Source organism: Alphaproteobacteria bacterium SS10 (assembly GCA_019192455.1).
In the GTDB taxonomy this organism is placed as follows: domain Bacteria; phylum Pseudomonadota; class Alphaproteobacteria; order TMED2; family TMED2; genus TMED2.
The window spans coordinates 1,369,494-1,386,241 of record JAHCML010000003.1; the positions used below are offsets into that span (position 1 = coordinate 1,369,494).

At 54.9% G+C, this 16,748-nt stretch carries 10 protein-coding genes and 2 tRNA genes; 9 read left to right on the forward strand and 3 right to left on the reverse strand.

Annotated elements, in window-relative coordinates; all coding sequences use genetic code 11:
- Window positions 1-11 precede the first annotated feature (11 nt).
- Both KI792_06670 and KI792_06675 read left to right on the forward strand, forming a co-directional pair.
- Window positions 12-97: transfer RNA gene (locus KI792_06670), tRNA-Leu, on the forward strand.
- Window positions 98-183: 86 nt separating this feature from the next.
- Window positions 184-259: transfer RNA gene (locus KI792_06675), tRNA-Glu, on the forward strand.
- Between the two features lie 33 nt (window positions 260-292).
- Here KI792_06675 and KI792_06680 read toward each other — a convergent pair.
- A complete protein-coding gene (locus KI792_06680; protein ID MBV6632701.1) occupies window positions 293-1,078 on the reverse strand; it encodes a LuxR family transcriptional regulator in 786 nt (261 codons plus the stop codon).
- Window positions 1,079-1,331: 253 nt separating this feature from the next.
- Here KI792_06680 and KI792_06685 point away from each other — a divergent pair, with 253 nt between their 5' ends.
- The 7 genes from KI792_06685 (at window position 1,332) to KI792_06715 (ending at window position 13,847) form a co-directional block, all read left to right on the forward strand.
- Window positions 1,332-2,009: a hypothetical protein gene (locus KI792_06685; protein MBV6632702.1), complete on the forward strand. Its 678-nt coding sequence runs from the start codon at window positions 1,332-1,334 to the stop codon at window positions 2,007-2,009.
- Window positions 2,010-2,828: 819 nt separating this feature from the next.
- On the forward strand, window positions 2,829-8,258 hold the full coding sequence (locus KI792_06690) for a hypothetical protein (protein ID MBV6632703.1): 5,430 nt from the start codon (window positions 2,829-2,831) through the stop codon (window positions 8,256-8,258).
- A gap of 128 nt (window positions 8,259-8,386) precedes the next feature.
- Window positions 8,387-8,890 carry a GNAT family N-acetyltransferase gene (locus tag KI792_06695; GenBank protein MBV6632704.1) on the forward strand — a complete coding sequence of 168 codons (504 nt, stop codon included), beginning with the start codon at window positions 8,387-8,389 and terminating at the stop codon, window positions 8,888-8,890.
- A 33-nt stretch (window positions 8,891-8,923) separates the two neighbouring features.
- The gene (locus KI792_06700; protein ID MBV6632705.1) at window positions 8,924-9,433 is read left to right on the forward strand and encodes a DUF962 domain-containing protein; all 510 of its coding nucleotides are present in this window, start codon (window positions 8,924-8,926) and stop codon (window positions 9,431-9,433) included.
- A 263-nt stretch (window positions 9,434-9,696) separates the two neighbouring features.
- Window positions 9,697-10,665 (forward strand): TAXI family TRAP transporter solute-binding subunit, encoded by a 969-nt coding sequence (locus KI792_06705; GenBank protein ID MBV6632706.1) that lies wholly within the window; start codon window positions 9,697-9,699, stop codon window positions 10,663-10,665.
- A gap of 92 nt (window positions 10,666-10,757) precedes the next feature.
- A complete protein-coding gene (locus KI792_06710) occupies window positions 10,758-13,394 on the forward strand; it encodes a TRAP transporter permease (protein ID MBV6632707.1) in 2,637 nt (878 codons plus the stop codon).
- Window positions 13,395-13,412: 18 nt separating this feature from the next.
- The gene (locus KI792_06715) at window positions 13,413-13,847 is read left to right on the forward strand and encodes a universal stress protein (GenBank protein MBV6632708.1); all 435 of its coding nucleotides are present in this window, start codon (window positions 13,413-13,415) and stop codon (window positions 13,845-13,847) included.
- Between the two features lie 34 nt (window positions 13,848-13,881).
- Here the strand turns inward: KI792_06715 and recJ are convergent, their stop codons facing one another.
- Together recJ and glpX are read right to left on the reverse strand one after the other, a co-directional pair.
- Window positions 13,882-15,693 (reverse strand): single-stranded-DNA-specific exonuclease RecJ, encoded by a 1,812-nt coding sequence (recJ, locus tag KI792_06720; GenBank protein ID MBV6632709.1) that lies wholly within the window; start codon window positions 15,691-15,693, stop codon window positions 13,882-13,884.
- A complete protein-coding gene (gene glpX / locus KI792_06725) occupies window positions 15,693-16,670 on the reverse strand; it encodes a class II fructose-bisphosphatase (protein ID MBV6632710.1) in 978 nt (325 codons plus the stop codon). The genes recJ and glpX overlap by 1 nt, the downstream gene beginning before the upstream one ends.
- Window positions 16,671-16,748 lie beyond the last annotated feature (78 nt).

The following is a 16,748-nucleotide window of genomic DNA, read 5'->3' on the forward strand; positions in this document are numbered from 1 at the left end:
CGGGGCCGAGTGGCCGCGTGGCGAAATTGGTAGACGCAAGCGACTTAAAATCGCTCGAGCTTTGCTCGTGCCGGTTCAAGTCCGGCCGCGGCCACCATCTTTTCTTATCCCCCTTGATTTCGGCGTTGGGTGAGGATAGATAACTGCCTCCACCGCATGGCAACGCCATCCGGCTGGCCTAGGGTCCCCTTCGTCTAGAGGCCTAGGACACCGCCCTTTCACGGCGGCAACACGGGTTCGAATCCCGTAGGGGACGCCATTTTCTCTGACAATTGGGATTATCTAGCTGGCATCAGGGCGTGATTAGGCCCCTGGCGATTGCCTTGGCCACGGCCTGTATCTTCTTCTCAACGCCCAGCTTCACCATCGCCGTGTTCAGGTAGGACTGAACCGAATGGGGCGAGACACCAATGATCACGGCGGTCTCCTCTGTTGTTTTCCCCTGCGCAGCCCAGAGGAGGCACTCCCCTTCCCGGTCGGTCAGCAGCAGCCCGGTATCAAGATCATTGGCGGGCTCTTCCAGCGTATCATTGGCGGTGGCATCACGCAGCGCCACCAACCGATTGTGATAAAGCAGGCTACCGAATTGCAGCGCCAACATCTCCTGGCTGCCCACAAACCCGGCGCGAGGCTTCTCAGTCCAATAGAGATTAATGAAACTGGACCGGCGATGCCCTGTCGCATCCAGACTATGGGCCGGAATGATCAGCCCATCCTCAAACTCATAAGATTGCGCCAGCTCTAAAATCTGGCGGGCCTTGGTCTTGCGCCCACTGCGGTATCGTCGCGCCTGCCGATACTCCCCGCAGTCAAACCAGGTGAATGGCGTGTTGGAGTTGATGGCCCGGCGCAGGACCGGGTCGTGGCTTAAGAACCGCGCAGCATTGTAGTCGCGAATAAAGTCTTCACGCACTGTGCTGATAAAGAATGGCAAGGGTCCGGTCTCATCCGGAATACGTTGCAGATCAACATAAGAATATGCACCAAAACCGAGCGACGCAGCGGCGTCGCTATAGCCGGCCTGCAGGCTATCAATATCGGCGGCAGTCGCCAGCCGCTCTCCCCATCGCCAAACCATGATCATGCTCCCCACAAAACCACTAGGCCGCCACAGCGGCGCAGATCGTGATATGCAGTGACGCAGATTGCAAGACCCCGATGGTACAGAAAATCATATCCGCCGCTAAACAACTGAAATCCTTCCGTTTTATAGCCATGCATATGAAAACCCCCTAATTTTGGGGTGTTTTATGTTTCTTCAATCCAGGGAATAGTGACAGACAACTGTCAGTAAATGAGACGAGAAGGCACCATACCTAAACATGCGATTTATGGATGCAATCACTGAGGAAGTAAGAGGGGCAATAAATCCAATCATCGCCCCCACAAGTATAATAATAATTTTAATTTTTTGGTCTTTAAAATTAGAAGAGTTATGTGCACTAATTTCGATAGCGCTACTATTTGGCATAATAATAAAAACAATAACACCCATAATAAAAAAAGAAACAGGCCTGCACATACAGCTTATTAATAGCCTTCCTGCTGTTCTGTGGCTTTTTGCAATATCCGATTGGTTCTTAGCCTCTTCAAATTTAAAAACCTACTCACCATCCATAAACATAATAAAAGCTGAAAAAGATAATTTTTACTACACTGAGTATATTTTGATTATTTTATTCTCATCGATAACCTTAACATTATTAATCGCAATATATAAGTTTTTATTTAAACACTCAATAATAAAAGAATTCGAAAAATTCTGTGAAAATGAAAAAGTAATAAAAAAGACAGACAAAAACCAAACAAAATTATCATTAATAAATACGGCAATTTCGACTTTTTTACTAATTTTTCTAATCCCATTCATTTCTGTTGAGCCGTTATTTACTGATTATTTCAGAAACAATCTTGGCGGATTCTATGTGCCACTATTTCTGTCGGCAGCACTTCCTGGACTTTATGTCCGATACACAGACCACACCAATGCTAAGGAGTTCTTACCATGACTTGTTCGCCCTTAGGCAACGGCCCGGACCTTCCAGGCAATATCTCAAATGTACCACCAATTGTTCAAGCAGGCGCAGGGGCCCTGGGCGTAATTTGGGACGCTGGTACAGGGCTTACCTTGCCTAGTGGCTTAGCCGAAGAAGCAGCATCTGCCCAAGGTTCTCTTGCTATCTATGCCATGGGCGCCGGAGCAGATGTCGCCTCGGGCAATATATCAGCTACACAGGCAGGCCTGGGTGCCGGAGCCAATACCATCTTTCCAATAATGGGGGGGGCTTATCTTTGGTGCAGCCGGAGGAGCTTTCGGCTCCGTAATTCCTGGCTTAGGAACAGCTGTTGCAGGTACATATGGAGCAGCACTGGGTGGTGCACTTGGATCCTTCGGAGCAATACTTTTTAACCTTCAGATTAATGATCCGTTTACGCCAAACCCCGACCCGGGAAGCTTTACTACAGATGGGATAACAGCCACCATTGAAAATAATGGCGTAGAAATTACATACGATATTAACGGCAATATCTATGTTTCCACAGTTGACTCAAATGGTAATTCAACCCTCCGGATAAAATATGAAGATGGATCCTATTTCGTTCCGGCTGCGGGAACTGGTGAAGCAGATTTCACAGACTCCGTTGTTCAGGGAATTGCATCGGCTGAACTCAATAGCTTGATCAGCCAAGCTGGCTTAAGTGATTTTTTCTCAATAGACCAAAATGGTACACCATACTTAAATACCATCACTGAAAATCCAGACGGATCCGTTACCAATACAAACCCTGGAAGTAATGACAAAACCACGTTCTATCCGGACGGTACTATGGTTTTTGAATCTGGTGATGGAACGTTTATTTCTACGACGAGTATTATTGATGGCGTACCTGGCCCCGTTGTTGTTGATCAATACGCTGGGGGCTGGACCGTTTATAAGAACTCGGAAGCCGCCTTTGTTTTCGGTCCGGATGGCGAGATATACTATTCTACTCTGGATGGTGGCCCACTAATACCCTTTGATCCAAACGATGAATATCAGCAGAAGCAGTTCGAACAGATTGTGGATGCTGCGGATGAGTACTACTCACCGGATAATTGGCCCTGCCCTGAGCATGCGCCGGATCGCATACTTGATGCAGTTGCTGATGCGGGAAGCGCCGCTGTCCTTCCCCACGGAAACTCCACAACAACAATCGCTGATGCTTTCAATGCCGCTATCCGCTTTGCCTCTCCATTGGTCCTGGACCTAGATGATGATGGTATTGAGCTAACTGATCTTAAAGACAGTGAAACACAGTTTGATATTGATAATGATGGTATTGCCGAGCGGGTTGGCTGGGTGTTGGAACCTGGTGGTGGCGGTGGGGATGGCTTTCTTGTCCGTGACCTAGATGGTGATGGGCTTATCTCCTCCCAATCCGAGCTTTTTGGTAATTCATCAAGTAATGACCCGGATAAGGATCACGGCTTTATCCCGCTTATCGCCCTTGATACGAATGGCAATGGAACCGTGGCGGGGACAGAGCTCGACGGCATTCAAGTGTGGGTTGATGCGAATGGCAACGGCATCACGGATTCCGGAGAACTGCTAAGCCTACAAGAAGCCGGTGTCTCCAGCTTCGACGTATCGAATATCATCGAAGAAACAGACACTTACATCGAAGAGAACTGGATCAGTCACGTCAGTACTTATACAACCACGACAGGCAACGAGCACCAGATCGTCGATGTATGGTTCCGAACGGATCAACTGAACTCTGAGCAAGTTACCTTGCCCAATGAGGACGGCAGCCAGCCAGTCATACCACAGGATGTACTTGAGCTCCCTGGTCTCGAGGGTTACGGCGATCTACCTGATCTTCATGTCTCGATGATCACAGACGCCAGCTTGAAGACAAAGCTTCAAGCCATCAATAGCTGGAGTCTAACCGATCTGGGCAACGCCAATGTGCTTCAGGAGACTGCCGACATTCTGCATGACTGGGCCGGAACAGATACCGTAGCCGCTGGATCCCGTGGATCAACCGTTGATGCAGCAGCCCTTGAGTTCTTCGAAGAACTCATGGGGGAAGACTGGGAGCGTAGTCTTGGCGGCTCGGACCCTCTTGGCGATGCTGGCAAGGTGCTAAACAATGCCTGGGATGAGGCACTACCCGGCTTTGCTACACGTTTGATCCTACAGACAGATTTGGCTGAGCATCTGCCGGGGCTAGTCTACGTGCCTTCAGCAGATCAAATCTGGGGGGAGCTCGACTTTGATGAAATCATGGCGAACCTCCCTACCGATGCTGGTGAAGAAAGAGGTCTGTTCGCCGTCGTTAAACTGGCCACATTAGCCATTATCACTGAGCGGAACCTTGAAGACGATCATTATCAGACCGAACTCGATGCCCTTTACCAGTCGGGCAGCGCCGATGCGACTGTGACTGAGGCACTAGCTTTAGGCAGCGCCGGTACTTGGACGTCTGGTGATGATGAGATTAATGATAATGATGCGATCAATGTGCTTTTTGGTGGTGCAGGCAATGACCAACTAAATGGCGGTGGCGGCGATGACCGCTATGTCTTCCAGTTGGGTGATGGCCAAGACACCATCTATGACACCGGGGGCTACGACCGGATTACTTTTGGAGATTCGATCACCGCTGCGGACCTCAGCTTCAGCGCATCAACGACGTCGGGCATTTCGGCCGGGCTGAACATCCAGATTGGCACCGGTAGCGATAGCATTGATATCGATTACCAGTACCAATACGGCTTCCTACTGGTTGAGGAGTTGGAGTTTGCCGATGGCACCACGCTAGACCTCCGCGATATCTTTGTGACCCGAACGGGGGATGCGACCTCTGAGAACCTGGGTGGGAGTGCAAACAAAGACATCATTGATGGCGATGCTGGCGACGATACCATTGATGCCAATGGCGATGACGACATCATCTATGGCGGTGATGGCAATGATCGGATTGATGGGGATTGGGGCGACGACACCATCTTTGGCGGCGCCGGCAATGACTTCCTCCGCGGCATTAGTGGTGATGATCGTTACGTCTACCAAAGCGGCGACGACACCATCAGCGACAACGGCGGCGGCCACGATACGCTGGTATTCGGCGGCACATTAACACTGGCCGATATCGACATATTGAACCTTGCCGGGTCAGTGCAGATCACGGTGCTCAACACTGGCGATGTGATCAGCTTGGATAACCAGGTCAATCACCCAACCAATAGCTTTGTCATTGAGGAACTAGAGTTCAGCAATGGTGAAGTTTACGGGCTAGTTAATGAAGAAATTCGCCAGATTGGCACCGCCGGTGATGACAACCTATCTGGCAATGGCGACATCGATGGACTGGCAGGCGATGACACTATCGAGGGTGGTTCGACTGCCGATTACATTAAGGGAGGCGCTGGAAACGACCGCATAAGTGCCGATATAAGTGGCACTGGCCAAGCTGCCGACACGTTAGATGGTGGCGATGGCGATGACTTCTTACGCGGACGAGGCGACGACGACACCTACCTGGTGTCACTGGGGCACGATACCATTCTCGACGATCATGGTGGTGGCATCGACGTTGTCCAATTCGGCTTTGGCATCAGCTTCGAAGACCTTGAATTCAATAGACTTCACGGTGGGCCTGAAAGCGGCCTTCTGATCACCTGGGGTGATGAAAACTCATCTCTTCTACTGCAAGAACAGTTCGACACGCAGAATGGCGGTCAGATTGAGACCCTCAAGTTCTATGACGGATCATCCGTGGCTGTTGCAGATGTCGACTATGTTCTCACAGCAACTGAGGGCGATGACGTCTTCGGTACTTCCCTTGTTCTCCGCCTGAACAACGACATCGTTAACTTGTTGGGTGGTGATGACAACTTCCAAACCTGGACCCAAAGCAGCAAAGTCGATGTCAGAGGTGGAGACGGTAACGATACTATTCAAGGCGCCCGAAGCGGCGCTTCCAATGACACCCTAGATGGCGGTAACGGCGATGATTTGTTGCGGGGCAATGGCGGCGATGACCGCTATATCGCCAGCTCCGGTAACGATACCGTCAATGAAAAGACTGCAGGCAGTGGCAACGATACCATTGAATTCGGCCCTGGTATCTCATCAACTTCAGTGCGTTTTTACGAGCAAGGAGATGATCTCCTGATCGACTGGGGGGTGCCAAATAGCTCGATCGTATTGCTTGGACAGCTTAACTCAAATGCCAATGACAAAGTTGAGTGGGCGGAGTTTGCTGATGGATCTACGCTGGACCTAATTAATGACATCTCGATCACCCCACTTGGATCTTCCGGCGCCGACAGCTTTGTTGGTGGCAGCGGTAATGATCTATATGACGGCGGGTCAGGAGATGACACGCTGGAGGGTCTTACCGGCAATGACACCCTCTATGGTGGCTATGGCAATGACCTGATCCAGGGCGGTGCTGACGCAGACGCACTCTATGGCGGCTATGCTGCTGACACTCTCAACGGTGGTGCTGGGGCAGATACCCTTTATGGCGGTTCGTGGTCTGATGAATTTGCCGGCACGGCGGCCGAGCTTGATGGCGATCTGATCGCGGATTTCCAGATCACTGATGTTATCCGGGTAATCGGCGGCTCTGCTCTTCAGCTGGCTGATCTGTCCATGACACCGGGCACATCTGAGACTGTGCTGTCGATTGATGGTCAGGGATTGCTGGCGGATATCAGCATCACCGGTGACTTTGCGATCGACACGGTGACCGCGGATGGCACCGATGCACTGATCACGCTTAAATACCCGGTCATCTCAACTTGGGACGGAACAAGCGGCGCCGATACGTTCACCGCGACCCCACCTGAATACTGGGTCATTGACGGCGGTGATGGAGATGACAGCCTGACCGGCGGAACTGGTCATGACACTCTCAATGGCGGTGCCGGCGATGACACGCTTGTTGGCGGTGCCGGCGATGATGTCTTCATCATCACGGACGCGCCGGACACCATCCAGGGCGGCAACGGTATTGATGTCGTTGATGCTAGTGATTTGACCGAGGCAGCCCGGATTTACCTCTGGCAAGGTATTGCAATCGGGGCATCTGGCTTCGGGGACATTAGCGGCGTAGAGGTCGCCATTGGCTCAGACTTTGCGGACAAACTCGCGGGGCACAATAGCTTCCATGAAACCATCTATGGCGGGGATGGCGATGATACGTTCTTCCTGAACCGGGACGCTGGTGACTACTTGTATGGTCAGGGCGGCTCTGACTGGATTGAAGCGAATGATACCTTCCAAGGTGTCGATATCGACCTTGAGGCCGGCCTCGGTTTCTATGAAAGCGACACCCTGCTGGCGGATACGATAGTCGGCATCGAAAATGTTGATGCGACAGACTCAGACGACCGAATTGTCGGCAATGCCAATACAAACATCATTTATGGAAACGGCGGCGATGACCTGATCATCTGGTCCGGTGCCGATGACGTAATCGATGGCGGTGCAGGCATTGACACTATTGATGCCAGCGCTGCAACCGGTGGCGTCACTCTCTTCCTTTGGGATAGCAATCCTAATGCAAACCCACCGGGCAGCTTCACTAGCGTGGAGGTCGCGATTGGCTCCGATCAAGATGATAGGCTCGGTGGCGTCGGCGGTTACGCGGACACCCTATTGGGCGGTGCCGGTGCAGATACCTTCTATATGGACCGCGCCGATACGGATTATCGTGATGGCGGTGCCGGTGAAGACTGGATCTTCGCTCAGGATATCAATGATCTAAACGACGATAGCATCGGCCTTGTCTTTGATCTGCACTATGGCAACGCCACTGATGAGGCTGGCAACATTGATACAATGCTCAGGTTCGAGCATATCCAAGCCACCGAGTTCGCCGACAACATCACCGGCAGCATCGACGCCAACATCCTCTATGGCAATGGGGGTGATGACACGATCTGGAGTGGTAACGGCGCAGACACCGTCGATGGTGGTGACGGCAATGACACCATCAATGGCGGTGGCGCAGACGACATCCTTATGGGCGGCAATGGCGGTGATGCATTCCTGTTCGATAGCACCAAAGTTCAAGGCGATGATGTCATCGAGGACTTTGTGATCGGCACCGACACCATCTCCGTCATCGGTGAAACCGCGGCTGACTTGGTGGCCAGCGCGGCAAACGACATCAATGGCGATGCGGTGATTACCCATGGTGGCGGCACGATTACCCTCCTGGGTATTGATGAGACCGCCGTGGTGACGAGCATGTTCTCCTAGAACTGGGCACTGACGTAGTGAACTTCTGGAGGGGCGCCATTCGTTTTGACGGCGCCCCTTCTCTATTTCGGTTTGGCAATGGGCCATTTATGAAGAGTTACTCTTCATGCCCCTCGGAACGCTTAACTATGTCTACCCTTACCATGACACCCTATTCCGACCGGCGGGATTTGTGGCCTCGGCTTGCCCGTTGGCATCATGATGCTTGGGCCCTGCCTGGGCGGATGCCTGAGGAGAGTGAGGCGCGGTTTGTTGCACGGGTTTTGGCCCCCGACCCCTTCCCCATGGGATGGATTGTGTTCCATCAGGGGAATGATGCTGAGCCAATCGGCACTGTTGAGCTTAAGCGGCATGAAATGGATGAGGTGCCAGAGCGGGAGTTCTGGCTTGGCGAGGTCTATGTCGTCGAAGCTGAGCGCGGTAAGGGCATTGCGGCCCAGATGGTGCGCTTTGCCATCGATCAGGCCCGCGCGATTGGTCTGCCTGAGCTGGTGCTACAAACCGCGCGCATGGATGGCGGCCTATACAAACGTTTGGGCTTTGAGCCGGTGCGTCCGGTTTGGGTGGAGGCTAAGGGGCATAGTATGCTGTTAATGGCGCTAACGCTGACCGAAGATGTCAGCAACTCATAACGAACAAGCCTATAAGCATTAGGGAGACTGGCCATGACCGATACCGGCCAAAGTGAGAGCCCAGACCAAGCCCCCAAGGCTGGCCGTGCGATTGATCGTCTGCTCGATGAGTATGGTGAGAGCCATCAGAACGAGACCAACAAGGCCGTGCACTGGGTTTGCGTGCCCGTCATCGTCTGGACCGTGATTGCCCTGCTTTGGGCCCTACCCCATCCGTTTGGCGGTATTCCACTCCTCAACTGGGGCACGATCCTATTGGTGTTATCGCTCGGCTATTATGTGAAGCTCTCACCACCGCTGGCGGTTGGTTTTGCCATCTTCGCCGCTGCCTGTATCGGCATCATTGTTGCCTACCAATCAATCACCAGCTTCCCGCTCTGGCAGACCGCGCTTGGCGTGTTCGTGCTCGCCTGGATTGGCCAATTTTGGGGCCATAAGGTTGAGGGTAAGAAGCCATCCTTCTTTAAGGATGTGCAGTTCCTGATGATCGGCCCTGCCTGGTTGATGAGCTTCCTCTACAAGAAGTTGGGCATCTCCTACTGACGCCCCATGGGACCGCGTTAGACCTAGCCGCAGGCATAAGATGCTACTTTTTGCGGTTGTTCGGCCGCGGGGTTCTTCTCGCAATAAACCGCTATTCCGACACCGTTTTTATGGATGGGAAAGGCTTGCGCCTACCGATGGATGGCCATGGCCTGTGGATGGCTAATTGTTGCTACACAAATCAATCAATTCAGTTGCTTGCCATCGGCCCGTAATCACTTCATTGTCCCCGCCTGATCAACAATCCTCTAATGGAGAAAATCATGAACAAGCTTGTCATCGCGGCCTTGGTGGCTGCTACGACGGCACTGGGGTCCGGCGTCGCATCTGCGCAGCAGACCTTCATTGCCATCGGCACCGGCGGCGTAACTGGCGTTTATTATCCAACCGGTGGCGCAATCTGCCGTTTGGTTAACCGGGAGCGTTCCGAGCATGGCATCCGTTGCGGTGTTGAATCCACCGGCGGTTCCGTCTTCAACATCAACGCTATTCGTGGCGGCGAACTCGAGTTCGGCGTTGCCCAATCTGACTGGCAGTACCACGCCTTTAACGGTTCTTCCCGCTTCGAGGAGCAGGGCCCGTTTAAAGAGCTGCGCGCTGTCTTCTCCGTGCACCCTGAGCCCTTCACCGTTGTTGCCCGCGCCGATGCCGGTATCAGCAGCTTTGAAGACCTCAAAGGTAAGCGCGTGAATGTCGGTAACCCAGGTTCCGGTCAACGCGGCACCATGGAAGTTCTGATGGATGCCATGGGCTGGTCCATGGATGACTTCGCTGTCGCCTCTGAGCTGCAGGCTGCTGAGCAGTCCCAGGCGCTTTGCGACAACAACATCGATGCGATGATCTACACCGTTGGTCACCCTTCCGGTTCGATCCAGGAAGCAACCACAGCGTGTGATTCCACCCTTGTGACTGTCGATAACGCGGCTGTTTCTAAACTGGTTGAAGACAACAGCTTCTACCGCACTGCCACCATTCCTGGCGGCATGTATCGCGGCAATGATGGCGACGTCCAAACCTTCGGTGTTGGTGCGACCTTCGTCACCTCTGCTGATGTGCCGGATGAAGTTGTCTACACCGTTGTCTCAGCTGTGTTTGAGAACATCGATCAGTTCCGTGGCCTGCACCCTGCTTTTGCCAATCTGGATCCAAAAGCAATGGCCAATGACAGCCTCTCCGCGCCTCTGCACCCTGGTGCTGAGCGTTACTACCGCGAAGCTGGCCTGATCGACTAATCAGCCTTAATTGCTGACTTAAATTATCGTCCCGGGCGGCACCGTTCGCCCGGGACCAATCATAAGAAAATTCATTTAATGGGAGACGGGTCGTGTCTGACCAGGCTGGGCGCGAGGAGCGTCAATATTCCGACGAAGAACTTCAAGATCTGGTGGCCTCTACGGACTCTGGTGCCCGTAACCCAACCAATCGGCTGATCGCCCTTCTGATTGCCGGGCTCGCCCTTACTTGGTCCCTGTTCCAGCTTTGGATCGCGCAACCGCAGCTCTGGTTCGCCAGCTACCTGCCGGTGATGAACTCGACCGAGACCCGTCCGATCCATCTGTTCTTTGCGATCGTTCTCGCCTTCCTGGCCTATCCAGCCCTCAAGTCTTCGCCACGTGACCGGGTGCCAATCACCGATTGGATCCTGATGGCCGTGGGTGGCTTCTGTACCTTCTATGTCTTCTGGTTCTCAGACACGTTGGCGCTGACCGCACGGTCCGGCCTGCCAACCGATGCACAGGTCTATATCGGCGCCGTTGGTATCGTAATCCTGTTGGAGGCCAGCCGCCGTGCCTTGGGTCCGGCCCTAACCATCGTTGGCTCCCTCTTCCTGCTCTACGCCTATATGGGCACGGGCTGGTTGATCCCCGATTTGATTGAGCATGAAGGCCTAAGCTTTACCGCGCTGATCAATGCGCAGTGGCTTGATACTGGCGGTGTGTTTGGCATCCCGCTCGGTGTCTCTACCGCCTTCGTCTTCCTCTTCGTTCTGTTTGGCTCGCTGCTCGATAAGGCGGGTGCCGGTAACTACTTCATCAAACTGGCCTTCGCCGGCCTTGGTCACCTGCGCGGTGGCCCTGCGAAGGCAGCGGTTGTTGGCTCTGCCATGACCGGCCTGATCTCCGGCTCATCAATTGCGAATGTGGTGACCACCGGTACCTTTACGATCCCCCTGATGAAGCGGGTTGGCTTCACCAGTGAGCAGGCGGGCTCCGTTGAGGTTGCCTCCTCCGTTAACGGTCAGATCATGCCGCCAGTTATGGGCGCCGCCGCCTTCCTGATGGTGGAGTTCATCGGCATTTCCTATGTCGAGGTGATCAAACACGCCTTTATCCCGGCGGTGATCTCCTACATCGCGCTGGTCTATATCGTGCACCTTGAGGCGCTGAAGAAGAACATGCCGGCCCTCGGCGAGGCGAAAAGCTTCCTGGGCATGATGGTTAAGTTCTTCCTCGGCTTTGCCGTCGCCGGTGTTGGCCTAACCGCCCTGATCTATGGCGTTGGCTTCCTTCGGGAAATCACGCCCAGCTTGACCGGTCCGATCATGATGGTGCTTTTGGCCGCCGTTTACGTCTGGCTCGTCTCCATCGCGGCGCGTAAACCCGATCTCGAGGTCGATGATCCGAATGCGACCGAGATCAAGCTACCGACGGTTAAGGAGATTTACTCCACCGGTCTGCATTACATCCTGCCGATTGTCGTGTTGGTTTGGTTCCTGATGGTTGAGCGGCAGTCCCCTGCCCGCTCCGCCTTCTTTGCCACCTCCTTAATGATTGCGATCATCGCGACCCAGCGCCCGCTCAAAGCCTTCTTCCGTGGCCAGGCAGCACAGCTGGTCGCCGAGTTTAAGAGTGGCCTGGTCGACCTGCGTGAGGGGCTTATTGCCGGTGCGCGCAACATGATCGGCATCGGCGTTGCCACTGCGGCAGCCGGTATCATCGTCGCCACCGTTACCCGTACCCCAATCGGTACGGAACTGGCAGCACTGGTTGAGCAACTGTCAGGTGGCATTCTGTTCATCATGCTGATCCTGATCGGCCTGTTCTCCCTGATCCTGGGGATGGGTCTGCCGACCACGGCGAACTACATCGTCGTGTCATCCCTGATGGCGTCGGTTGTCGTGTCACTCGGCGCGCAGGAAGGCCTGATCGTTCCGCTGATCGCGGCCCACCTCTTCGTGTTTTATTTCGGGATTATGGCGGATGTAACGCCCCCCGTGGGGCTAGCGAGTTTTGCGGCGGCCGCCGTATCGGGCGGTGATCCGATTAAGACCGGCTTCACCGCATTCTTCTACTCGCTGAGAACCGTGGCCCTGCCATTCCTGTTCATCTTCAACCCAACGCTGATCCTATACGGTGTCGACTTGGGCACCTGGTCTGGCATCTTCCAGGCGATCTTCGTCTTTATCAGTGCAACCTTTGCGATGCTGCTTTTCGCGGCGGCAACCCAAGGCTACTTCCTGGCGAAGTCACGCATCTATGAGAGCCTGGCCCTCCTCCTCGTCGCCTTTACCCTGTTCGTGCCGAATGTCTGGCTCAACATGGTGCAGGACCCGTTCAAGACGGTTGAGGCGACCCAGTTCGAACAAGTGCTGGGCGAAGTGGCTGAAGGCGAGAAGCTGCGCCTGCTGATCCAAGGGCCAGACTTCAACACTGGCGAGACGGCAGAGACCACCTTAGTGGTTGAGGCCACCGGGGATACCCCAGCAGCCAGGCTGAACAACTCGGGCCTACTGCTTCTGCCAGAGGGTGATTTGGTCAAACTTGATGAACCAGCCTTCGGTTCTGAGAGTGGTGAGGCGCTGGTCGATTTCGACTTCTATGCCGATGAGCCTGTGATCCTTGCCTCGGTTCAAATCACACAAGAGCGGATGCCTGAGCAGATCTTCTACATCCCCGCCCTGTTGCTGTTGGGCGTGGTGATCTTGCTGCAGCGTCGGCGCCAAACCCAACCTGCCTTCTAAAAGGTTCAGGAGAAAAAGATGTTTAAAAACATTCTGTTACCAATTGATCTCTCAACTGATCACAGCTGGAAGAAGGCCCTACCCGCCGCCCTCCGCCTGTGTGAACCAGAAGATGGCGCCAGTATCCATGTGGTCACCGTTGTGCCTGACTTTGGCATGTCGGTTGTCGGCAGCTTTTTCGAGGCTGGGTTTGAGGACAAGGCCCTCCACATGGTCGGCGAGAAGCTCTCAAGCTGGGTCGCTGAGAACGTGCCAAGCAGCGTTGAAGCGCACCCCCATGTCTTACATGGCCGGGTTTATGAGCAGATCATCGAAGCGGCAAACCGGCTTGGGGTCGATGCGATTGTCATGGCCTCACACACACCAGAGCTGTCCGACTTCCTACTCGGCCCCAACGCCGCACGGGTCGTCCGGCACGCCACCCAATCGGTGTTCGTGGTTCGCGGCGAATAATAGGTAACGGCTGTTCTAGCAAGCCAGCTGCGGCTCAGTGAGAGTGCGCAACGTCTGAGATGACGAAATCGACCTTCACCCGGCCATTCCACTCATTGAGGCGTAGGGTACCGGCAAGGTCGAAGCGCTTGCCCGCACCGCCAAGCAGGGCCTGTCCCGCGGGCTCCTCTGCGATCTTGAAGGCAATGCCCTGGACCCACGCACCGTTATAGGTGAAGCGGCAGCGCACATGGTTGCGCCCAACGATATCCGCTTGGGTCAGCTCCATATTGCGAAGGCCAAATACCGACTCTGGATTGCCGCTGCCAAATGGGGCCAAACGGTCCAACCGGGTTGCAAGGTCGGTGTTAACCGCACCTGGTGATACCCAGCCATCAATGATCAACGGATCAACTGGTGGCTCACCCGCCAGCGCCTTATCCGTGAACTCGACCATGAAGCGATGGAACTCATCGATCTTCTCAACCGGCACACCAAAACCGGCGGCCATGGCATGACCACCGCCGGTCTGTGCCAGCCCTTCGGCCAAGGCGAGATGCATCGCCTCGCCCAGGTTCACCCCGGGTATTGAACGGCCTGAGCCCTTAACCAAGCCATCTTCAATCGCACCGACGAGACATGGTCGGCCAAACCGCTCGCGAAGGCGGCCAGCCGCGATGCCGAGCACACCGCCATGCCACCCCTTTTCATAAGCTAGCAGCAGTGGCTTCCCCTCCACCTGGGGCAGAACAGCGGCAGCGGCTGATTTGGTGACCTCCTGCTCAATGCTCTGGCGGCGGCGGTTCAGGATGTCGAGGGTGGTAATGATCGAAGCGGCTTCATCATCTGACGGCGCGGATAGCAACTCAAACGCCAAACGGCTCTGCCCCATCCGACCAGCGGCATTCAGCCTTGGGCCAAACTGGAAACCAAGGTGATCGGTTGAAACCTCACCATCGATCTTACCGGCGGTGTAGAGCGCCTGTATGCCTGGCGTGCTGGGTTCGGATAGTAGGCGCATACCCTGCGCCACCATGGCCCGGTTAAGGCCCCGAAGGGGCACCACATCGCAAACGGTGCCGAGGGCAACCAGATCAAGCCATTGCAATAGCTTTGGCTCTTCAATGTCACCCTCGAACAACCCAGCCTCACGAAGCTTCCGGTTCAGGGCGATAACGAAGAGGTAGGTCACGCCAACCCCGGCCAGGTAACCGAGATCGGTTTCATCATCAACCCGGTTCGGGTTCACGATGGCATCGGCAGCGGGCAGGGTTTCATCAGGCCGATGGTGGTCGAGGACAATCGTGCTGGATCCAGCCTCAGCCACCGCGGCAATTGGCTCATGCGCGGATATCCCACAATCAACCGTGATGATCAGCTCGCATCCCGCCTCGACGAGGCCAAGCATCGCCGGGGTGTTGGGGCCATAGCCCTCATTCAACCGGTCCGGGATGTAAACCTGGTGCTCACATCCAATGGCGTCGAAGTAGCGGTTGAGCAGTGCCGAAGAACTGGCGCCATCCACGTCAAAATCACCAAAGACGCCGACCTTGGCACCGGCACTGATAGCCTCGGCGGCAAGGCTGGCCGCCGCATCCATATCGGTGAGCGTATCCGGGTCAGGCAGGCTGGTGCGCAGGCGCGGGGTGAGGAACCCCTCAACACCTTGATCATCGACACCACGGGCAACTAAGGCGTTAGCTAACGCCTGCGGTAAACCATGGTCCCGGGCGATATTGGCGGCTGTCTGTTCGCAATAGGGACGCAGCTGCCAGGGCCTACCACCAATGCCGGTTGGCATATTGGCGCCAGCACTTGCCGATGCGTCTTCGTCTGGGGTGCTCTCTACTTCTGAAAGCTCAAGCATCAACCAGCCTCGTCACTGGTCATTGGGCTGCTTTTGGTCTGCCAGTTGTGGTGCGCATCAATGTAGCGAACGGTGCCGGACTTTGAGCGCATGATCACCGAGTGGGTCTGGGCCCCACCAGGGAAGCGACGGACACCGCGCAGCATGGCGCCAGTGGTAACGCCGGTCGCTGCAAACATTACATCTCCAGAAGCCAGATCATGGAGATGATAAACAGCGTTGAGGTCTTCGATGCCCCAGCGTTTGGCGCGACCACGCTCATCATCATTCCGGAACAGCAGACGCCCCTGCATTTGCCCGCCGATACAACGGAGCGCAGCAGCAGCCAACACGCCCTCAGGCGCACCGCCGGAACCCATATAGATATCAATACCGCTGGCAGCTTCAGCCGTCGCAATCACGCCAGACACATCACCATCTGGGATCAGCATGATGCGGGCACCAGCCTCACGTACCTGGGCGATAAGCTCCTCATGACGGGGGCGGTCCAGGATACAGACGGTCAAATCCTCAAGCTCACCACCTTTAGCCTTCGCAAGACGCTTAAGGTTGGTGACCGGGGTATCATCGATATTGATGACGCCATCGGGTAGACCACCACCAACAGCAATCTTGTCCATGTAGACATCAGGCGCGTTCAGGAACCCGCCCTCATAGGCCATGGCAACAACGGCCAGGGCGTTCTGACCACCCTTGGCGGTAATGGTGGTACCTTCGAGCGGGTCGAGGGCGATATCAAGCTTGGGTCCCTGCCCTAAGCCAACTTCCTCACCGATATAGAGCATGGGGGCTTCATCGCGCTCCCCCTCACCGATCACGACACGGCCTTGGATCGCCATCCCGTTCAAAGCACGGCGCATCGCGTCAACGGCAGCCTGGTCAGCGGCTTTCTCATCACCCCGGCCCATCAGGGTCGAGGCGCTAAGTGCTGCGGCTTCGGTAACCCGAACGGCTTCAAGCGCCAGGTTGCGATCCATAACGGCAGCCGGAATGTCTTCCAGATGCATACTGTCTTGATTGGCTGGATCAGCGGCGCCGTGGGTGGCTTTATCTGC